The organism is Oceanobacillus sp. FSL W8-0428 (genome assembly GCF_038004405.1).
In the GTDB taxonomy this organism is placed as follows: domain Bacteria; phylum Bacillota; class Bacilli; order Bacillales; family Amphibacillaceae; genus Oceanobacillus; species Oceanobacillus sojae.
Genome location: NZ_JBBORB010000001.1, coordinates 4,645,604 through 4,665,490, shown reverse-complemented (window position 1 = coordinate 4,665,490; position 19,887 = coordinate 4,645,604). Strand labels below are relative to the sequence as shown.

The window sequence follows — 19,887 nt, the reverse complement described above, 5'->3', positions numbered from 1 at the left end:
TGGAGGTTCGTTTTATGACAACTTACCATTTTATAGGTATAAAAGGTACAGGGATGAGCGCATTAGCGCAAATCCTTCATGATTCAGGTGAGAAGGTACAAGGATCAGATATTGATAATCGTATCTTTACACAGGTCTCTTTAGAAGAAAAAAATATCCCTATCTTTTCTTTCTCAAAGGATAATATTAAATCAGATTACACAATTATTGCTGGAAATGCTTTTCCGGAGGATCATGTTGAAATTAAAGAAGCAAAAGAGCAAGGCTGCAAATTTTATTGGTATCATGAATTTTTAGGAGAATGGTTAAAACAATACACAAGTATTGCTGTTACGGGTGCACATGGGAAAACAACAACTACAGGTTTACTATCGCATGTTTTAGAGAGTGCTTATCCTATTTCTTATTTAATTGGAGATGGGACAGGACGTGGACATGTTGATAGTAAATATTTTGCCTTTGAAGCATGTGAATACCGCAGACACTTTTTAAGATATGAGCCGGATTATGCGATTATGACAAATATTGATTTTGATCATCCAGACTATTTTACAAGCTTAGATGATGTTGTAGATGCTTTCCAATCAATGGCTGACCGCGTGAAAAAAGGAATTGTTGCCTGTGGTGATGATGAAGAGCTGCAGGGTATACACACAAAAGTACCAATTATTTATTATGGATTTAATGAAACAAATGATTTCCAGGCAAAAAATGTTGTAGAGACAGAGCATGGTACGGAATTTGATGTGTTTGTTCGAAGCACCTACTATGAACATTTCTTTATTCCTACATTTGGTAACCATACTGTTTTAAATTCACTTGCAGTCATAGCAATATGCCATTATGAAGGCTTGCCGGTAGAATGTATGAAAGAAATAAGTACATTTAAAGGGGTAAAGCGCCGTTTTACGGAGAAGGAAATTGGTTCTCAGGTTGTAGTGGATGATTATGCGCATCATCCTAAAGAGATTGCGGTAACAATTGAAACAGCGCGGAAAAAATATCCCCAAAAGCAAGTGGTTGCTATATTCCAGCCGCATACATTTACGCGGACAAAAACATTCCTGCAAGAGTTTGCAGATAGTCTGAATCAGGCGGATAAAGTATATCTATGTGATATTTTTGGATCGGCGCGTGAACAATCCGGTCAATTAACCATTGAAGACTTACAAAATCTTATTCCTGAGAGTGATATTTTAAATTTAGAACATACAGAGGTACTACAAGAATATAAAGACAGCGTGTTAATTTTTATGGGTGCTGGAGATATCCAAAAATTCCAGAAATCCTACGAAAAAACATTTGCATAATAAAAAAGCAGTGAACTCTGAGTTCACTGCTTTTTTATTATGCAAAGTTATTTTATGAGGAGGTAATATCGAGTATATAGTATCTCAATTAGGAAATAGAAATCTGCCTTAAAGGCATATAATATTTATTTAACCTTAGCCAGTAAATAAGGTTGGTGTTGTATTTAAACAGAAAAATAAGATACAATAGAAATAAGGATTAAATCTTTTTAAGAGGAAATGTAGTTTATTCTTAGAAAAAGCAGGGTAAGAATAAATTATGGCACAGATTGAACTGGCATGAAATGTGGTTTGGCTGAAGCAGAGCTGCTTCTGAGAAATGATTCTGCATCCATCATGCATACTTTAAAGAGGTAAATAATTGTGCTTTTCCGTAGAACGGGTATAAACAGGGAACGTGTACTGTTTGCTGCATTATATCTGGCTGCTCGGACAACCTTTTTAAGAAGTACATACTTATCCCTTATAAAGCTTTTAATCGGCACAGACGAATAAGGAACAAAGGAGTGATAGTATATGGAAGTTATCCTCTATAGTGCACTGGCGATTGCCATAGTTGCCTTGCTCATTTTAATGGTCTATATGGTCATTTTATTAGTTAACACTAAAAAAACGATGGACGAAGTTCGTAACACCTTAGGTAAGATTAATCATCAAGTGCAGGGAGTTGCCGGAGAAGCAACAGAGGTTGTTGAGAAATCTAAAGGACTTGTAGATGATTTAACTCAAAAATCTTCTCAACTTGATGGTTTAATTCAGGGAGCAAAGGGAATAGGTGATACAGTAGAGGACTTTAATAAGTCATTACAGCAATTATCCAATATTATTTCTAAGCACTCAAAAGAGGATCAGGAAAAAGCTGCTCAGGCAGTTAAATGGGGCGCTTCGATTTTTGAGTATTGGAATAAGCGCAAAACGAATTCTAATTAAATCTCAGGAGGTTATAAAGATGGCAGATAATCAAATTAACACGAAGGATTTTATTATTGGTACACTTGTAGGGAGCTTTGTAGGGGCTGCTACCGCATTATTACTTGCACCGAAATCAGGGAAAGAACTGCGCGGGGATATTAATGATGGAGCAATTCAGGTGAAAAATCGTGCCACTGAATTAGCAGGAACAGCTCAAGAAAAAGGATCAGAATTAAAAGACAAAGCATACTCGGCAACTTCTGATTTAACAAAAAAAGCTGTGGATGTAACTTCAGACTTATCAAAAACAGTTGCGAGTAAATCTCAGGAAATTACAGAAAACGTAAAACAGAAAACAGCTGATTTAAAAGGTGCTGTAGAAGACAAACTAAGTGATGCTCAGGATAAAGCAGAAGATTTAAAAGATACTGCTGGAGACAAGCTGGACGATGCAAAAGATAAAGCATCTGACTTAAAAGAAGAAATATCAGATAAAATAGAAGATGTAAAAAAAGAGGCTGCAGATAAAAAAGCAGAAGCTGAAGAAACAGTTTCTAAAAAAACAGCAGAAGTAAAAAAAGAAACAAAGCAGGCAGCCAATGAAGTGAAAAAAGAAGTAAATAAAAAATCATAATACTTAAAAAAACATTGATGAGGAAAATACTCATCAATGTTTTTTTGAATAAATTTTCCAGGTACAATAGTACAGCTCAATCGTTTCCACAAGGAAAACATACAGTATTTATACCCTTAAAAGCGGAAACGTTCAATATCTTATTTCCAGGCATATCCAAAAAAAGAAGCTTCTTTTTTCCGATTTTCTTTAAGAATTAAAATTTTACATTAATTAAGTGGTGACAAATAGAAAAAACTTAGCTATAATGGTCTCTAATTATTCTAAATGATTAAGAGATTTGAGGAGAGTGTAAAATGAGTAATGAAATGGAGCAGTTAAGACAGCAAATGGACAAGGTTAATCTGGAAATACTAGAATTGATTAACAAGAGAGCAAGTATTAATCAAGAGATTGGTGATTTAAAAACCAAGCAGAGTATTAAACGCTTTGATCCAGTGCGTGAGCGTGAAATGCTAGATAAAATTAAAAATAATAATAGTGGTCCTTTTCAAGATTCGACCCTTGAACATATTTTTAAAGAAATCTTTAAAGCTAGTCTTGAGCTTCAGGAAGAAGATAACAGCAAAGCACTCTTAGTATCCAGAAAAAAACAGGCTGAAAATACAGTGGTTGATCTGAAGGGTGAACAAGTTGGAGCCGGTGGAATCAGTTATGTATTTGGTCCTTGTGCAGTAGAAGGATATGAGCAGGTAGCTGCAGTAGCTGCTTCCGTGAAAGAAAAAGGATTAAAATTGCTTCGTGGCGGAGCGTTTAAACCTAGAACCTCTCCATATGATTTCCAAGGACTTGGAATAGAAGGGTTAGAGATTCTGAAAAAAGTAGCAGATGAGTATGATTTAGCTGTTATTAGTGAAATTGTAAATCCTGCTGATTTAGAAAAAGCAGTAGATTATATTGATGTTGTACAAATTGGGGCAAGAAACATGCAAAACTTTGAATTATTGAAGGCTGCAGGAGATGCTGGCAAGCCTGTACTATTAAAACGCGGATTATCAGCAACAATTCAAGAATTCATCAATGCGGCAGAGTACATCATGTCTAGAGGAAACAGAAATATTATGCTATGTGAACGCGGAATTCGTACATACGAAAAAGCAACACGTAATACATTAGATATTTCTGCGGTACCTATTTTAAAACAAGAAACACATTTACCTGTTTTCGTTGATGTAACCCACTCAACAGGCAGAAGAGATTTATTATTGCCTACAGCAAAAGCAGCGATTGCTGTTGGAGCAGATGGTGTTATGGCCGAGGTTCATCCAGACCCTGCAGTTGCGTTATCTGACTCGGCACAGCAAATGGATATCCCTACTTTTGATCAATTCTTTAAAGAAATTAAAGATGTTGAAAATCGTTTGAAAAAATAATAAAGACTATTATAAAGACTACCTCAAAAATTAATGGTATAATTTTTGAGGTAGTTTTTTTAAAGAGTAAGAAAGTATAAAATGCTGAGGATAGCCGCTCCAACGGTTTTCATGGGGCGAGTAATCTTAAGCCCCATCAAAAAGCGTCGCTAGAATTATCTTCATTTCTTTGAAAGAAAGCAAATGAAACATATTTCTTCAAAGATGGGAGCGGATGTTGTCGACTCCTGCGGGAAAAGCAACAGGTGAAGTCCCCGCGGAAAGTGGTCTTCTTTCGAGGAGGCTGAGGCGTTGCCCGTGGAAAGCGACTTCCCGTAGCGGACATCTCCACGGCAAGAACATCAGTATTTTAAAGACCAAATGATTTTCTTAGTTTTTCTAATGCAAGAAAAGAGTATATCTATAAATAATGTAAAAGGTTTTCAAAGGTACAGGTTTGGATATAATAATAATAAGGTATGTTATACTAAGAGGATATCCAAAGTACCCAAATGATAAGCGGCGAATTTCTACGTTGACGTGACTTTCTTGCTTCTAATTTGGATACTTTTTGGACACTTACTTAAGTGTATTTATGAAAATTTTCATTTTGTTTTCATGAAAACTTTGTAATTTTTTTCATGGTAGCGTATGATATATAATTAGATGCAGCATTAGTTCTTGTTTAAATTGAATTTTAGGAGGTAGATAAATATGACTGTTACAATTTATGATGTAGCAAGAGAGGCAAATGTTTCAATGGCAACTGTATCACGGGTTGTCAATGGAAATCCAAATGTAAAACCAACAACAAGAAAGAAAGTATTAGCAACTATTGAACAATTAGGATATCGTCCCAATGCAGTTGCTCGTGGACTGGCAAGTAAGAAAACAACAACAATCGGTGCTATTATTCCTGATATATCTAATATTTTCTTTTCAGAGCTCGCTCGCGGAATAGAGGATATTGCAACGATGTATAAATATAATATTATTTTAAGCAGCTCTGATCAAAATAAGGACAAGGAAATAGAATTAATCAATACGATGCTCGAAAAACAGGTAGATGGTATTCTATTTATGGGCGGAAATATAACAGAAGAGCATATTCATCAGTTCCAGACAAGCTCTGTTCCGGTTGTACTTGCTTCTACGTATGATCCGACAGATACCATCCCTTCTGTTAATATTGATTATGAGCTGGCTGCATATGAAGCTACTAAATCATTGATTGAGAAAACAAACCAGCTGCCCGCTTTAGTAGGGAGCCAGGCAGATACAAGTGTGAATACGTTAAAAACAAATGGATATTTGCGTGCATTGAAAGAGTCTGGTATGGAGCCAAATGAAGATTACATTTATAAAGGTTCTTATGCTTATTCTACTGGTATAGAAGCAATGGAGCACTTTTTAAAATTAGAGAACCGTCCGGCGTCTGTATTTGTTATGTATGATGAGATTGCTTTAGGCGTTATTCACGGTGCACAGGATAATGGACTGAATGTACCTGAAGATATTGAGGTATTTGGATTTGATAATATCCGCTTGGCAAGTATGGTTCGTCCGAAGCTGACAACAGTTGTTCAGCCAACGTATGATATTGGTGCAGTTGGTATGCGGCTTCTGACAAAGTATATGAATGATGAAGAAGTAGAAGAGAAGAACGTTGTATTGCCGCATCGTATGGAGTTTAGAGATTCTACGAAATAAAGTATTCTTAAAAAGACAAAGCAGTTATGAGATGACATCTGATAATCTGCTTTGTCTTTTTCATAAGTAATTTATAATGCTTAGCACTATGAATACTTACATGCTTAAATAATAGCAGTATATTTAAGCATGTCTTCCAACAATAATTTATTTTTCTCCGTGATTTCCGCTTTCCTCGGAATATTCGGCTGAATATCCGTCCCGTCCTGCCAGCTTGCAGGAAGAGTGACAGGAGATTCCTGCTGCCATTTTTTTAGCCATGTTTCAGGTAACGGTCCCTTGCATGGTATACCCGTTTTCATCACATTCCATACCTGTCCCCAGGCACGTGGAACAACACGCCACATATCATAACCGCCGCCGCCGACAGCCAGCCATCTTCCATTGCAATACGTATCAGCGATTTCTGCAGCAATAGCAGGTATCCTTTCAAACGACTTCATAGTTCCACAAAGATGAGTTAAAGGATCAAGACAGTGGCTGTCAGCACCGTTTTGAGTCACAATAATATCCGGCTTGAAGAATGCAGCAATTTTTCGTAAAGCAGTTTCATATAATTCTAAGAAAGATCCATCCTCTGTAAATGCATCAATAGGTAAATTAAAACTGTAGCCATGTCCACTTTTTATTCCTCTTTCACTTACATTGCCTGTACCGGGAAATAGATAGCGTCCCGTTTCATGTATGGAAAAGGTGCATACATTTGGATCATCGTAAAAGCCCGATTGTACGCCGTCCCCATGGTGGGCATCTGTATCTACATAGAGGACTTTTAGATCCTCCTGTTCACGTAAATATTTAATAGCAATCGCACAATCATTATAAATACAGAATCCGGAAGCTTTCCGCTGGAACCCGTGATGCAGTCCGCCGCCAATATTGGCTATTTTTTTATAATCTCCATTTAAGATTTTATCAACAGCTGTGAGAGTACCTCCGACTAATTGGGCGGAAGCCTGATGCATATTTGAAAAAATAGGAGTATCCTCTGTTCCCAAGCCATATTCCTGTGCCCGATCTTCTTTTAAATCCCCGTTGCCGGCTCTTTTCACTGCTTCAATATACGATGCATCATGAAAAAGTGCAATCTCGTCATCCGCAGCAATACGCGGCGTAATTAAATCCTCCGTTATTAATGTGGATTGCTCCTCCAGCAATTCTTTGGTAAGCAGAACCCTTTTATGATTAAATGGATGATCTGCTGAGAATTGATAATTTAAAAAATCTGGAGTATAGATAAAACCAGCCTTTTTTGTCATTTTTTCGGCTCCATAATATTATTTGGCCAGAGCAGTGTATAACCAGCTTCCCGGAGATCATTAATAATTGGCATAGGATTTAATGTTTTGACACGAAAGACAAGTATTTTATAGTCAGGGTCTTTATAAGGATAGAGCAATACAGAAACAATATTTACGTTATGATTTCCGAAAACAGCCGCAACCCTTGGAAGCTCACCAGGTCTATCAGGCACTTTTACTTCAATGAGAGAGCTCTGTTCATGCGTTCCAGTTAACTGAATTAATTTATAAAGCATATCTTTTTCTGTCACAACACCAACAAGCTTATTTCGGCTCACAACCGGCAGACAGGCAATCTCTTTATCATAGAAAATATAAGCAATCTCTTCCACAAAATCCATAGGATGAATGGTGATAACAGGGCTTGTCATGATGGTCTGGATTTCTTTGTTGAGAATGTGGAAGTCACTTGTATCCAAAAAAGTAGATGGACTTGCATCTCTGACATCACGATCAGAAACGATGCCAAGAATCTCCATATTGTCGTCAACGATAGTAATGTGTCTAATTTTATGTTTTTCCAGCAGCTGCAGAGCTTCATTAATCGTTGCTGTTGGTGGAAGCGTTATCATATTTCGGTTCATTAATTCTTCAACCAGCATGGTAAAATCCCCCTTCAGTTATATCTCTTTTAATAATGGTTTACTCCTAAAAAACGCATCTTATCAAATAACTCAATCGATTTCTGTGGAACATTGCTTCCAATTCGGACCATTAAGCAGTTAGCAGGGTGGGAGTTGATCTCAGGCTCGTCAGTAGGGGCAGGAAGCAGGCCGCCAGCAGCCATCATCTTTTCCATCACTTTACGATAATCCCAGATACTTAATTGACTGTAGTCAAGGTCCCAATGCCAATAATATTCCGTTGAAATAACAATATAATTTTCCATATATGGATCCTGCATAGATTGACGGAGCAGTGTAGATCCGACACCGCCGCCGCGATATTTACGGATAATTTCAATTGCTCCCAGTTCAATTAAGTCCTCCATTTGAAATTTGGACCATCGTTCTAATGGGTCAGGGTGCAAGTACGTCACATACCCAATAATCGTATCCGTGGTACGGGCGATTAAAATCCGTGCTTCTTTTAATTTTGAAATGTCCAAGAGAGCTTCAAATTGCTTATCAGCAGGACGAAATGCAGTTAATTCCTCATGAAAATGATATTGTTCCAGCTGTGAGCGCGAAACAGGCCCTTCAATTGTTAATACTCCTGCATCTGTTTCTAAAAGGATTGAATCAAATTCCTTTGTATGTTTCATCCATTCACCACCTTTATGAAATACAAAATGCTCTTACCATCTATTATACAGAAAATAGTTACGTTTTTTAGTATTTTTTGATAATTGCAGGAAACGGATGACAAAAAAACTTCAAACTATCAAAGAACCTCTTGATAGTTTGAAGTTTTACTCAAAATATAATTTTTTAATCATCATCGCTTGAGCCGGATGATGACATACTGGCGGGAATACCTATTTTCAACCATTTATCAGTTTCTGTTCTTGGATAGAGCATTGAAAAGTCGCCCATATCATCGTAGCCTTCTTCTCTCAGCCAGTCAGGGTTAAACATAATTCCATTTCCTTTACTGAATGAGCTTCCGCCATCGTCTGATTTAAGAATCAGCCTGCTGCCTTTTATTAAACTGTTATCTTCTTCCGTAGGTACATAGCGCGAGTCAAATAAATCTGTTTTGACAAGCCCCACCTCTTTACATAAATCAGATGGCAGCTTTCCTGATACTGCACAATAGCTTCGCTCGACAATGCCGTCCGGCCGCTCAAATCGCTTCTCTGGTGTTACTAAAACCGGATCGACCTTTGCAGAGGCATTAATTAATTCTGTCCACAGCTTCATATTACGTTGACTGTATGTGAGATGATAAGGATGATCAATCGATGCCGGTTTTTCATAGCCAATCCAGGTGCCGAATGTGACGTTTGGATTTGTCGCAACAAACCAGGCGTCATGATAATCGTTGGATGTTCCCGTTTTTCCTGCCCAGTCAACATTTGTATTTTGAAGCTGGGAATTAATATAATTGGCTGTTCCATTATCAATAACATCACGCATCATATCTACAGTCAGATAAGTCGTTTGTGGAGAAAATACCTCCACAGGATCTGTTTCATGCTCATAAAGGACATCGCCCTCAGCGTTAGTAATTTTATCAATCATATAAGCATCTGCAAATTTGCCGTTATTGCCAAATGTAGAAAAGGCATTAACGTTTTCTTCTACCGACATACCATAGTCCATAGCTCCAATAGAGAGAGAAGGAATAGTATGATCGCTTTCTGTTAAAGAAGTAACACCCATCTTTTCTAAATATTTAGCAGCAGGATCTTTATCAATGATTTTCAGATACGTATCTACAGCCGGAATATTATATGAATTTGCAAGCGCAGTGCGTGCGGAAACAATTCCATAATTCCCTCCGCCGTAGTTTCTTATCGGAGGGCCCCCATTTGGAAATGACTGTGGATAATCTGCAATAGATGTTGCAGGCTGAATAACGCCTTCCTCCATCGCTGGTGCATAGTCAAGTAAAGGTTTAATCGTACTGCCGGGAGATCGTTTAGTATCTGTAGCAAAATTTACCTGATGCTCTTCATCAAAACCGCGGCCGCCGACAAAGGAAAGAATTTTACCGGTATTATTTTCAACCATGATAGCCCCTGCCTGAATAGGCTGTGTTACTTCGTATTCTTCTCCGTCACTGTTTGTAGCCGTATAGGTTTGGGCATAACCATAGTCTGAATAATTTTTTGCGACATCCTCCATAGCATCATACATTTCTTTATTAATCGTAGTATGGATCTGATAGCCGCCATCGCGTAATTCTTTTTCTGTGCGTTCTGCGTACTCTTTCCTTAAATCATCATCTTCTGCCAAATCTTCCTTTGTAACTCCATCTTCTTCCATCAATAATCCCCGAATAATCTCTTTCGCCCGTTTTTCCACTTCATATGTGACATAAGGATATTGATCTGTGGAAGAAGGGACAGCATCTATAAAATCACCGGCAATATCATAATTTGCAGCTTCTTCCAGTTCTTCATCCGTTATATACTCCATATCATGCATACGGTTTAAAACAGTTTTCATACGTTTAATACCAGGCTGTAAATCTTCCTCTGATTTTAGTTCTCCTTCAGCTGTAAAAGGTGTGTAAGAGGAAGGCCCCTGTGGGAGCCCTGCCAGATAGGCTGCCTGTGGAAGAGTCAGTTCGGAAGCATTAACGCCAAAAATACCCTTGGATGCAGTTTGTATACCTGCAATATTGCGGCCGGATGAATTTCTTCCGTAAGGGATAATATTTAAATAAGCTTCTATGATTTCATCTTTTGTAAAGTAATTTTCCAGCCGCATTGCTAATAATATTTCTTTGGCTTTTCGATCAAATGATACTTCGTCAGTCAGAATTTGATTCTTAATAAGCTGCTGTGTGAGAGTACTTCCTCCTGTCTGTACAGAGGAATTTAGAAATTCCTGCGCCGTTGCTCTTAAGATAGCTTTTGGCACAACACCCTCGTGCTCGTGAAAATACTCATCCTCTGTTGCGATAACAGCATCAACCAATGTAGGAGAGATATTATCGAGCTTTACTTCCTCACGATATAAATCACTTCTGATATCTCCTAAGTAAACATCATTTGCAAAATAAATACTGGACGTCTCAGAATAATTGTAAATATCATCTGCCATAGATGCTTCACTTCTCAATGGTTCATCATGGACCAGTGATGCAAAGTATCCCAGTCCAATTCCACCGACGAAAATTCCTCCGATGACACCAATAATCATGACAAATAATACAATATTCCAAACAACGTCATATGTAATTCTTGATGCCTGCTGGAGAACACCTTTTTTCCACCAGTTCTTTATAGTATTAAAAAAACGTTGCAGGTTTTCTTTCATAATCTACATTAGACCTCCTAATTCTATATTTATTATAACATAGAGAAAATGGAGTTTGGTAGTAGGATGATAAGAAAATAGTTGCACAGAAATGTTATTTGTGCTATGAATAGTATCATATAATTAAAAAGCATTGAAGGATCGGAGTAGTATTGTGAGTCCCTATTTTAGAGAACTGACGGTTGGTGCAAGTCAGCATACATTCACATGCGAATTACAATCTGGAGCTATTCTTCTTATTGACTGTTTGCTCATAAGAAGAACGGTGTAAAACATCGTTAACAAACCTTAAGTGGCTGTAAATTACAGCAACAAGGGTGGTACCGCGAATCCAACTCGTCCCTTTCTTTCATGAGAGGAGACGGGTTTTTTATTTTCTTATCTAAAAAATGGATTTATCGCAGCTGGAGCTGGCTGTAAGACTCTCCTTTAAGAATAGAGAACACTTGAACATTCTAATTATGAGACCAAACAGCAAGAGCTACAGGTGAAACAAAAATCAAGGAGGAAGAATCATGAGCATTTTACAAGACCTAGAAAACAGAGGATTAATTAATCAAGTTACTGATAGAGAAGGTTTAGAAAACCATCTCAAAAATAATCAGGTAACATTATACTGTGGATTTGATCCGACGGCGGACAGTCTGCATATTGGTCATCTGGTTCCTTTAACCATGCTGCGCAGGTTTCAGCGGGCAGGGCATAAGCCTATTGCTTTAGTCGGCGGCGGAACAGGGATGATTGGAGACCCAAGCGGGCGGTCAAGTGAACGCAGCCTAAATACGGAAGAGGTTGTTTTTGGTTTTACGGAAAGTATACAAAATCAAATCGCAAAAATAGTTGATATGGATGATACATCCAATGACAATCAGGTTATTTCCCGTAATAATCATGACTGGTTAGGGAATATGACAATTATTGATTTTCTTCGCGGTGCAGGGAAGCATTTTGGCATCAATTATATGCTGTCAAAGGATTCCGTTTCAGCAAGGCTTGCACAGGGGATTACGTTTACTGAATTCAGTTACATGATTCTGCAGTCTTTAGACTTTTTACGGCTGTACGAAGAAGAAAATTGTACACTGCAAATTGGCGGAAGTGATCAATGGGGTAATATTACTGCCGGACTGGAGCTTATCCGCCGCTCCAGAGAAAATCAAGGTGAAACAGCAGAAGTGTACGGCTTAACAGTACCTCTTATTACGACAGCAGATGGAGTGAAATTTGGGAAAACTGCTGGTAATGCAATATGGTTAGATCCAGAAAAAACATCCCCGTATGAATTTTACCAGTTTTGGATTAATGTAGATGACCGCGATGTTATCCGTTTTATTAAATACTTTACCTTCCTGTCTGATGAAGAAATTGCAGAATTGGAAAAAGAGGTGGAAAGTCAGCCGGAAAAACGCGTTGCCCAACGGCGTCTGGCAGAAGAAATGACTCGCAGCATACATGATGAAGCTGCACTGGTTCAGGCTCAAAAAATTTCTGAAGCATTATTCAGCGGAGATATAAAGCAGTTGAATGTCACAGAAGTAGAACAGGCGTTTAAGGATGTTCCTAATCATGATGTTTTGAAGGAGCCTGTCGGTCTGATTGACTTATTAGTAAATGCTTCTATTTCTTCATCCAAGCGTCAGGCAAGAGAAGATGTGAAAAATGGAGCTATCTATATTAATGGAGACCGTGTACAGGATTTGGATTACATTGTAGATGAGGCGGATCGTTTAGGGGATGCCTTCACAGTAATTCGCCGAGGAAAGAAAAAATACTACTTAATTCGTTTTCAATAAAAAGACTGTTCAAAGAGTAAATGAAAAAATAGATTTGACACTATTTTATCGTCAAATCTATTTTTTATCCATTTATTGTAAAAAAGTAAGAATAGATTATTATTTATTGTAGAAGAATAAGGCCAGAGTTCCTGGACCGGAATGTGCGCCAATCACAGAGCCAACCATTTCTATAATAATATTCTCTTCTTTCACGCTAAATTTATCCTGTATCATTTTTGAAAGCTCCTGTGCACGAGGCAGATCATCACCATGGCTGATACCAATGATTTGGTTTTCTAAATTATTGCCTCGCTTGTCCATTACCTCGATCATTCGCTTAAGTACTTTCTTAGATCCGCGAATTTTTTCTAAAGGAATGAGTTTTCCATCTTCAACATGCAGGAGAGGCTTGATATTTAATAAGCCTCCGACTAAAGCTGCGGTCTTGCTTACACGGCCGCCGCGATATAAATACTCTAAATTATCTACAGTAAATATATGCTCCATTCGTTCAGCATTTTTATCAGTTTGCGCAATAAGCTCATCAAAGGAGATATTCTGCCGGGCCATTTTCGCAGCTTCTAATACTACTAAACCAAGTCCCAGTGAAGCACATTTGGAATCAATAATATGTAGCTGTGCTTCTGGATAGCTCTCTTTGATTTCCTGCTCAACAATCTTTGCGGCTTGATACGTTCCTGATAATTCTGATGAAAAAGCGATATAGAGCAAAGGTTTTTCCGCTTCTGCATAGGAAGTAAAAATATCTTTAAACTGATTGACAGATGCTTGGGATGTTTTTGGAGTCTGGCCTTCCCGCATAGCATCATAGATCGTCTTTGGGCTAATATCAATACTGTCCCGATAGTCTTTTTCTTTTAGATGAACAGTTAATGGTATCATTTCAATATTATATTCGTTATAATAATGTTCGGATAAATCGCATGCGCTGTCAGCTAGAATGGTGATTGACATTATAATCACATCCATTTCTTTAAAATGTGTGTTCAAAAAGGTTTCGAATTAGAAGCAAGAAGACCAAGGCGACGTGAATTTTACGAACGGAGCGTATGCTTTTAAATACGTGAGTATCGGAAAATTTACGTCAACGCAGAGATTCGCCGCTTATCATTTGGGAACTTTTTGAACATCCTCTTAAAATAAGTATTGTATATCAAGTTTACGTTTAATTGAATGTTTAGTCAAAAAATTTAATAAAGGAGGCTGTTTTGTGTTTTATATTGAAGCAAAAAGGATAAGTATTGTTATAATTGGGGCATTATTAAATGCTATTTCTTTAAACTTTTTCCTTATTGGAGCAAATGTTTATGCCAGTGGATTTACAGGAGCAGCCCAGCTATTATCCAGTATTTTTAATGATTTCTTAGGTATTGGTCTGTCTACAGGTATTTTACTGGCTCTTTTAAATATACCCGTTCTTATTTTAGGCTGGGTAAAGGTTGGAAAAGGATTTACCATTTATAGTGTTATATCTGTTTTTTTCTCAACACTTTTTTTAGAAATTTTGCCGCTGGTTTCAATTTCTAATGATATTATATTAAACGCTGTTTTTGGCGGCGTTATTGCAGGTATTGGTGTTGGTATAACATTAAAAGCCGGAGCTTCTACCGGCGGGATGGACATTGTTGCAATGATTTTATCCCGTCTGAAAGATAAACCGATTGGAACTTATTTTTTGATTATGAATTCCTTGATTATTGTTATAGCTGGTATTATGTATGAGCCTGAAAATGCTTTGTACACGATGCTGACTCTTTATGTAACTACTCGTGTCATTGATACAATCCATACCCGTTATGAGAAGGTTACAGCGATGATTGTTACAAAGAAAACAGATGAGCTTCAAAAAGCTATACACGATAAGATGATAAGAGGTATTACAATTTTACCTGCAAAGGGAGCTTATACAAAAACAGATAAAAGTCTTATGTACCTTGTTATTACAAGATATGAATTGTATGATTTAGAAAGAATAATTAATGAAGTAGACCCGGAGGCATTTACAAACATTGTAGAAACTGCCGGAATTTATGGGTTCTTTAGAAAAGATTAAAAAGGTGTGTATGGTATGAAACGTTGGTATGTTGTTATTGCCGTGGCGCTGCTGTTAGCAGGCTGTGGGAATAGAGAAGAGGAAGTTATTGAACCGGCAGGTCCTGAAGACAGTGTTGAAACAGAGAATCAGACAACGGATGCAGTAATGTTTCAGGAAATTGATGTTACAGCAGAAGGAGAACAATTCCATATTATTGGTCAGGTGAAGACTTCGGCAGATGTTTTTTTCTACAGAATTGAGCAGGGTGGAGAAATTATTCAAGAGGAAGAAAGTGTAAAGCTTGAAGGGGAGGATCCAGAGGCTTTTCAAAACTTTGGAATCATGGAGACTTTTTCAGGCGATATATTAGAGCATGAGGAGCCGCCAATTGTTATTATGTATGGAAAAAACGAAGATAATAAAGAAATTAACGCAAACTTTGTACCGATAGATACAGAACAGTAATCTACAGAATAAATATGGACCTGAAATAGTATGAAAATAAGGATGCCGGATGATTAGACAATTTTTAGAAATTGTGAGTTATTCGGACTTACCTGTTATAGGAAACAATTTGGAAATTAATCAGTTAATAAAAAAAGTAGAGGCGGGGTGATCCCCAGCCTCTTTTTAATAACCAAATTTCACAAATAATTCTTCCACTTTTGGGTTAATATTTTCCCAGTCCGCGTCAAAATGTTTGTTAACTGTAATAAAATTTTGATAACCAAATACATTATCAACGTCTTCAAGCTTCATTAATTCATTTAATATTTCATGTTCACTTACATCACCGGGCATAACAGAAATACTGTTTGTCCCAGAAAAAATAACCTTATCCGATGTATATTTCATTGCGTTTGGATTCGGTGTGGGGGAAATATGTACTGCCATGTGAGTACCTCCTCATGTAATTGTTCATAAGTTCATATTAACAGAAAATCTAGAAGAGATAAAGAAAGGAAGGCTGCTTAAATTTCGAATGCCAGCCTTCCTTATAAAAGGATGATTAAATAATGATTTTTTTCATTTTAAGGTTTAAATATTCCTCTAAAAATACACTGATACCATCTTCTTCATTGGTTAAGGTTTGATGTTTGGAAACAGAGACAAGTTCATCAATGGCGTTACCCATCGAAACGCCGACGCCGGCGTAATCAATCATCTCTAAATCGTTATCCTCATCGCCAAAAGCAATAATATTTTCCCGGTCGATATTATATTCATCAGCAATACGTTTGAGGCCAACCGCTTTATTCATTCCTTTTTTTATGATTTCAATTATATTCCAGGGTGCTCCCCATTTACGATGCTCAATGACTTCAGCGTGATAATCATTTAAATGATCCCGCAGTTCCTCCACCTGTGAAGCATCTGGATGAATAAGAACGGACGTAGGATCATGTTTTAATTTTGATTTAATATCACCAATAATGTAAGGGGACTCCTCAGGAAAGCCTTTAAAGATAGTCATAATATCTTCACTGTACTGGTCTAGATAAACCTGATCCTGTACTTCTGCTAATATATTTTTCACTTCGATATCGTTGGAGATGTCAATAATCCGATGGGCAGTAGTCAGGGGCATCGGTGTGTGAATACCTTTCCAGCTGGTATCCAAAGGATGGTGTACAAGCGCTCCATTGAAATTTACCATGGGCGTTTTTAATTGGAGTTCCTGATAGTACTGAATACTGGCGCGGCCGGGTCTTCCAGTGGCAATCACAACAATGTGGCCGGCTTCTATCGCTTGAAATACAGCCTGTTTATTTCTTGCGCTTATTTTCTTATCATCTGTCAATAACGTACCGTCTAAATCGAGTGCGATTAAGTGTCTATTTTTATTTTCCATTCTGTCACCTCTCATTATGATTTTATGTTACCATGATTTGAAAATATGTAAAGTAAAGAAAAGTTAAATAAAAGCTGCTTTATTTGCGAAAGATATTACAAAAACTTTACAATAGAGGTAGGATGTTGATAAGTGAAAGGAAGCGTGTCAAAGATGATAGGAATTTATCAGGAACCAATCGGGGACATACCTTGTTTACATGTTATTAATCAAAAGTTTGTGGAAGAAGAGCGGCCGGTCGTCGTTTATTTTCACGGTTTTACAAGTGCTAAAGAACAAAATTTGCCAATAGCTTATATGCTTGCAGATAAAGGATTTCGTGTGCTTTTACCAGATGCACTTCACCATGGCGAGAGAAGCAGCGGATTATCTGATAATGAACGGCAGCTGGCTTTCTTTGAAATTGTATTAAAAAATATTAGTGAACTGGATATAATTCGTCAATACTTATTGAAAAATAAGCTTTTAAAGAAAAATAGACTCGGAGTTGCCGGGACCAGCATGGGAGGTATCACAACAAGCGCAGCACTTGTAAAATATTCATGGGTGAACGCAGCTGCTGTTATGATGGGGACACCTAAATTACAAGAATACGCTAAACAATTGCTGTATTATGTTGAGAAGAATGGCCAGTCCCCGTTTACAAAAGAAGAATTAGATGATTTATTTAAACAGCTGGCTGAAATTGATTTATCTTATCACATGGAATCTCTTCATGAACGGCCATTAATGTTCTGGCATGGAGAGAATGATAAAGTAGTTCCATTTGAGCATTCTAGCTCTTTTTATCAAACTGTAAAGCCTTTCTATAAAAAAGGAGACCATCTTCAATTTATTGGAGAGAAGGGCAGAGAGCATAAAGTAAGCATTCCGGCAATGCACCATGCAACAGACTGGTTTGAACGGCATTTGGTGTAAAATTATTCCATTACATGTTTGAGAAGGACAATATAACATGTATTAAGAAGAGAATTTTATACTAATGACAGACGGAGAATTAATCGGATGCTGTGTAAACTGTTCAGCATTCTATTGCACTTTCTGTAAAAAGAATATCGCATTAGCATACTTTTTGAACACGTACTGAAATTATGGTTTAATAGCAATAGGGAAAGGAGGATGACATATGGAAGAAGCAATGAAAGAGAATTTAATGGGTGCATTAGAAAATGTTATTGATCCGGAATTAGGTATTGATATTGTCAATCTCGGTTTAATATATGACGTGGATTTGGATGATGATGGTTTATGTGTAGTTACGATGACATTGACTGCGATGGGCTGCCCGTTATCTGCGCATATTGAAGCAGATATCAAGCATGCTCTATCAGACATTCCAGAAGTAAAAGAAACAAAAGTAAATATTGTTTGGAATCCGCCTTGGGGTAAAGAGAACATGTCTCGTTATGCGAAAATTGCCTTAGGAATTCCGGATTGATAAAAGAGAAGCTATTTTATTACTGCAAAATATAACAAAGGCATCCGCAATTTTTAAAGCGGATGCCTTCGTTTATTAAGTATTATAAGTGTGGACATCCTCTATAAGAAAATCAATACCAGGATACCAACGACTACACAGTAGTATGCAAAATACTCCAGTTTTCCGTGGCGCATAATATTCATAAACCATTTTAGAGCAAAATAGGTGGCGATGAAAGCAGCAATAAATGCTACCAGGTAAGGAGCCCATAGATAGCTCATTGCCGGATCTTTAGCGATTTCAGGAATCTCAAGAATAGCTGTTCCTAGACTTACCGGGATGTAAAGCAGGAAAGAAAATCGTAAAGCTGTTTCCTTCTTCATTCCAACAAGCATGGATGCTACGATAGTCGCTCCAGATCTGCTTATTCCCGGCGTTACAGCAATAGATTGTACGAGTCCGACAATGATGGCATCTTTTGTTGATAAATCACCATCCTGTTTACGCCCGCGCAGATTACGGATAATCCAAAGAGAAAGTGCTGTAATTAATAATGTGATACCAACTACGTTTGTACCGCTTAATGCCTCGCCCAGTGCATCACCGAATAATACGCCAATAACACCCACGGGAATGGTGGCAATGACGAGATAAATAACAAACATAAAGTCACTTTTAACGGTTTTATCCCCTTTGAATAAGAATTTCCATGTGTTAACAATTAGACGCACAATATCTTTGCGGTAAATCAGCATAACCGCCAGAAGGGAGGCAAAGTTTACAAAGATTTCAAAAGAAAGTCCTCTGGCTTCAATATTGAATAGTTCTCTGACAATGATTAAGTGTCCGCTGGAGGATACCGGAATTGGCTCGGTAACTCCCTGAACAACACCAAGAATTAAATACTGAATCAGTGTCCATAAATTACTTAAAGCATCCATTTTTTATACCTTCCTTTATTTTTTCTTCTATGATTGTACAGTTATTTTTTAAAATGGACAAAGCTGAAGTACAATCAATTTACAAATGCCGTAGACTTTCATTTTAACCCTGCATTCTATTAGGGATAAAAGCTTAAGAACCGGCATCCATGCATTCTGTTTTTAGAAGCATGTCCTTTTATGTAAATATGCTACAGAGTATAGACATAGAACTTTCATTTAACAAATAAGCTTCACAAATGTTTTTTAGAAATATAGAAACCCCTTGTCGCATATATTTAGACAAGGGGTTTTACTTACTCGGTATCTTCTTTCAAAACAAAACCGGCTAAAGCAAAAACAGCTAAAACAAAAATTCCCGCTAAAATAAGTGCATCACGTATAACAAACGGTTCTGCACCCATGCTTGTCAGTACATAAGAGACTGCTAAAGAAATTGCGACAGCCCAAAAAATAGTCATAATATAACGCATAAGTCCACCTCACTTTACTAACTTGTCTAAGACACATTATAAATATTATTCTAACATGAAAAGCTTTTCGTTGCTTTAAACATTCTAAAAAATTCATGAAAAATTAATATTAATATAAACTGGCTGGTTTTTAAATTTTACAGGTATAGCTGTTTGTAAAAATTGTGATGCTGTTTCTATTAGAATTTGTTCAAAAAGGAGCAAACTAGAAGCCTATCTCTA

The 19,887-nt window shown here is 37.3% G+C and carries 19 protein-coding genes and 1 other annotated feature; of the genes, 10 read left to right on the top strand and 9 right to left on the bottom strand.

Annotated features, from left to right (window positions below):
- Positions 1–14: 14 nt before the first annotated feature.
- From murC to ccpA, 5 genes are all read left to right on the top strand, one after another.
- Positions 15–1,310 (top strand): UDP-N-acetylmuramate--L-alanine ligase, encoded by a 1,296-nt coding sequence (murC, locus tag MKY30_RS22490; RefSeq protein WP_147210956.1) that lies wholly within the window; start codon positions 15–17, stop codon positions 1,308–1,310.
- A 516-nt stretch (positions 1,311–1,826) separates the two neighbouring features.
- Positions 1,827–2,240, top strand: a complete 414-nt coding sequence (locus MKY30_RS22485) for a DUF948 domain-containing protein (RefSeq protein ID WP_147210957.1) — start codon at positions 1,827–1,829, stop codon at positions 2,238–2,240.
- A gap of 19 nt (positions 2,241–2,259) precedes the next feature.
- Positions 2,260–2,856 (top strand): YtxH domain-containing protein, encoded by a 597-nt coding sequence (locus tag MKY30_RS22480; RefSeq protein WP_147210958.1) that lies wholly within the window; start codon positions 2,260–2,262, stop codon positions 2,854–2,856.
- A 296-nt stretch (positions 2,857–3,152) separates the two neighbouring features.
- On the top strand, positions 3,153–4,229 hold the full coding sequence (locus MKY30_RS22475) for a bifunctional 3-deoxy-7-phosphoheptulonate synthase/chorismate mutase (RefSeq protein ID WP_147210959.1): 1,077 nt from the start codon (positions 3,153–3,155) through the stop codon (positions 4,227–4,229).
- A gap of 693 nt (positions 4,230–4,922) precedes the next feature.
- A complete protein-coding gene (gene ccpA / locus MKY30_RS22470; RefSeq protein ID WP_156985962.1) occupies positions 4,923–5,918 on the top strand; it encodes a catabolite control protein A in 996 nt (331 codons plus the stop codon).
- Between the two features lie 104 nt (positions 5,919–6,022).
- On the opposite strand, the gene MKY30_RS22465 is transcribed toward ccpA, so the two are convergent.
- From MKY30_RS22465 to MKY30_RS22450, 4 genes are all read right to left on the bottom strand, one after another.
- Positions 6,023–7,177, bottom strand: coding sequence for an acetoin utilization protein AcuC (locus tag MKY30_RS22465; RefSeq protein WP_339282483.1), 1,155 nt, complete (start codon positions 7,175–7,177; stop codon positions 6,023–6,025).
- Positions 7,174–7,821, bottom strand: coding sequence for an acetoin utilization AcuB family protein (locus MKY30_RS22460; protein ID WP_147210962.1), 648 nt, complete (start codon positions 7,819–7,821; stop codon positions 7,174–7,176). Before MKY30_RS22460 ends, MKY30_RS22465 begins: the two co-directional genes overlap by 4 nt.
- 29 nt (positions 7,822–7,850) lie before the next feature.
- The gene (locus MKY30_RS22455) at positions 7,851–8,483 is read right to left on the bottom strand and encodes a GNAT family N-acetyltransferase (RefSeq protein ID WP_339282482.1); all 633 of its coding nucleotides are present in this window, start codon (positions 8,481–8,483) and stop codon (positions 7,851–7,853) included.
- Positions 8,484–8,649: 166 nt separating this feature from the next.
- The gene (locus MKY30_RS22450; protein ID WP_339282481.1) at positions 8,650–11,148 is read right to left on the bottom strand and encodes a transglycosylase domain-containing protein; all 2,499 of its coding nucleotides are present in this window, start codon (positions 11,146–11,148) and stop codon (positions 8,650–8,652) included.
- Between the two features lie 124 nt (positions 11,149–11,272).
- Positions 11,273–11,495: a binding site (T-box leader), on the top strand.
- A 168-nt stretch (positions 11,496–11,663) separates the two neighbouring features.
- Between MKY30_RS22450 and tyrS the strand changes: the two genes are divergently transcribed.
- Positions 11,664–12,941, top strand: a complete 1,278-nt coding sequence (tyrS, locus tag MKY30_RS22445; protein ID WP_147210965.1) for a tyrosine--tRNA ligase — start codon at positions 11,664–11,666, stop codon at positions 12,939–12,941.
- 99 nt (positions 12,942–13,040) lie between these two features.
- On the opposite strand, the gene MKY30_RS22440 is transcribed toward tyrS, so the two are convergent.
- Entirely contained in the window at positions 13,041–13,898 is an 858-nt protein-coding gene (locus tag MKY30_RS22440) for a DegV family protein (protein ID WP_156985964.1), read from the bottom strand.
- Between the two features lie 256 nt (positions 13,899–14,154).
- Between MKY30_RS22440 and MKY30_RS22435 the strand changes: the two genes are divergently transcribed.
- Both MKY30_RS22435 and MKY30_RS22430 read left to right on the top strand, forming a co-directional pair.
- Positions 14,155–14,997: a YitT family protein gene (locus MKY30_RS22435; RefSeq protein ID WP_077600913.1), complete on the top strand. Its 843-nt coding sequence runs from the start codon at positions 14,155–14,157 to the stop codon at positions 14,995–14,997.
- 15 nt (positions 14,998–15,012) lie between these two features.
- On the top strand, positions 15,013–15,444 hold the full coding sequence (locus tag MKY30_RS22430; protein ID WP_147210966.1) for a hypothetical protein: 432 nt from the start codon (positions 15,013–15,015) through the stop codon (positions 15,442–15,444).
- A 165-nt stretch (positions 15,445–15,609) separates the two neighbouring features.
- On the opposite strand, the gene MKY30_RS22425 is transcribed toward MKY30_RS22430, so the two are convergent.
- Positions 15,610–15,873, bottom strand: coding sequence for a NifU N-terminal domain-containing protein (locus MKY30_RS22425; protein WP_077600915.1), 264 nt, complete (start codon positions 15,871–15,873; stop codon positions 15,610–15,612).
- Between the two features lie 115 nt (positions 15,874–15,988).
- Positions 15,989–16,831, bottom strand: coding sequence for a Cof-type HAD-IIB family hydrolase (locus MKY30_RS22420; protein ID WP_339282479.1), 843 nt, complete (start codon positions 16,829–16,831; stop codon positions 15,989–15,991).
- A 132-nt stretch (positions 16,832–16,963) separates the two neighbouring features.
- On the opposite strand from MKY30_RS22420, the gene MKY30_RS22415 reads away from it, so the two are divergent.
- Both MKY30_RS22415 and MKY30_RS22410 read left to right on the top strand, forming a co-directional pair.
- Complete coding sequence (locus MKY30_RS22415; protein WP_307725848.1) at positions 16,964–17,749, top strand: alpha/beta fold hydrolase; 786 nt, start codon at positions 16,964–16,966, stop codon at positions 17,747–17,749.
- Positions 17,750–17,957: 208 nt separating this feature from the next.
- Positions 17,958–18,269 carry a metal-sulfur cluster assembly factor gene (locus tag MKY30_RS22410; RefSeq protein ID WP_147210968.1) on the top strand — a complete coding sequence of 104 codons (312 nt, stop codon included), beginning with the start codon at positions 17,958–17,960 and terminating at the stop codon, positions 18,267–18,269.
- Between the two features lie 101 nt (positions 18,270–18,370).
- On the opposite strand, the gene MKY30_RS22405 is transcribed toward MKY30_RS22410, so the two are convergent.
- Together MKY30_RS22405 and MKY30_RS22400 are read right to left on the bottom strand one after the other, a co-directional pair.
- Positions 18,371–19,192 carry an undecaprenyl-diphosphate phosphatase gene (locus MKY30_RS22405; protein ID WP_147210969.1) on the bottom strand — a complete coding sequence of 274 codons (822 nt, stop codon included), beginning with the start codon at positions 19,190–19,192 and terminating at the stop codon, positions 18,371–18,373.
- Between the two features lie 296 nt (positions 19,193–19,488).
- Positions 19,489–19,665 carry a DUF2929 family protein gene (locus MKY30_RS22400; protein WP_147210970.1) on the bottom strand — a complete coding sequence of 59 codons (177 nt, stop codon included), beginning with the start codon at positions 19,663–19,665 and terminating at the stop codon, positions 19,489–19,491.
- Positions 19,666–19,887 lie beyond the last annotated feature (222 nt).

Excerpts from the sequence above, each read along its gene's own strand:
- MKY30_RS22465 (WP_339282483.1), bottom strand. The coding sequence starts at position 7,177 with ATGACAAAAAAGGCTGGTTTTATCTATACTCCAGATTTTTTAAATTAT.
- tyrS (WP_147210965.1), top strand. The coding sequence starts at position 11,664 with ATGAGCATTTTACAAGACCTAGAAAACAGAGGATTAATTAATCAAGTT.
- MKY30_RS22400 (WP_147210970.1), bottom strand. The coding sequence starts at position 19,665 with ATGCGTTATATTATGACTATTTTTTGGGCTGTCGCAATTTCTTTAGCA.
- MKY30_RS22410 (WP_147210968.1), top strand. The coding sequence starts at position 17,958 with ATGGAAGAAGCAATGAAAGAGAATTTAATGGGTGCATTAGAAAATGTT.
- MKY30_RS22475 (WP_147210959.1), top strand. The coding sequence starts at position 3,153 with ATGAGTAATGAAATGGAGCAGTTAAGACAGCAAATGGACAAGGTTAAT.
- MKY30_RS22460 (WP_147210962.1), bottom strand. The coding sequence starts at position 7,821 with ATGCTGGTTGAAGAATTAATGAACCGAAATATGATAACGCTTCCACCA.
- MKY30_RS22425 (WP_077600915.1), bottom strand. The coding sequence starts at position 15,873 with ATGGCAGTACATATTTCCCCCACACCGAATCCAAACGCAATGAAATAT.
- MKY30_RS22455 (WP_339282482.1), bottom strand. The coding sequence starts at position 8,483 with ATGAAACATACAAAGGAATTTGATTCAATCCTTTTAGAAACAGATGCA.
- MKY30_RS22405 (WP_147210969.1), bottom strand. The coding sequence starts at position 19,192 with ATGGATGCTTTAAGTAATTTATGGACACTGATTCAGTATTTAATTCTT.
- ccpA (WP_156985962.1), top strand. The coding sequence starts at position 4,923 with ATGACTGTTACAATTTATGATGTAGCAAGAGAGGCAAATGTTTCAATG.
- MKY30_RS22485 (WP_147210957.1), top strand. The coding sequence starts at position 1,827 with ATGGAAGTTATCCTCTATAGTGCACTGGCGATTGCCATAGTTGCCTTG.
- MKY30_RS22480 (WP_147210958.1), top strand. The coding sequence starts at position 2,260 with ATGGCAGATAATCAAATTAACACGAAGGATTTTATTATTGGTACACTT.
- MKY30_RS22440 (WP_156985964.1), bottom strand. The coding sequence starts at position 13,898 with ATGTCAATCACCATTCTAGCTGACAGCGCATGCGATTTATCCGAACAT.
- murC (WP_147210956.1), top strand. The coding sequence starts at position 15 with ATGACAACTTACCATTTTATAGGTATAAAAGGTACAGGGATGAGCGCA.
- MKY30_RS22430 (WP_147210966.1), top strand. The coding sequence starts at position 15,013 with ATGAAACGTTGGTATGTTGTTATTGCCGTGGCGCTGCTGTTAGCAGGC.
- MKY30_RS22450 (WP_339282481.1), bottom strand. The coding sequence starts at position 11,148 with ATGAAAGAAAACCTGCAACGTTTTTTTAATACTATAAAGAACTGGTGG.
- MKY30_RS22420 (WP_339282479.1), bottom strand. The coding sequence starts at position 16,831 with ATGGAAAATAAAAATAGACACTTAATCGCACTCGATTTAGACGGTACG.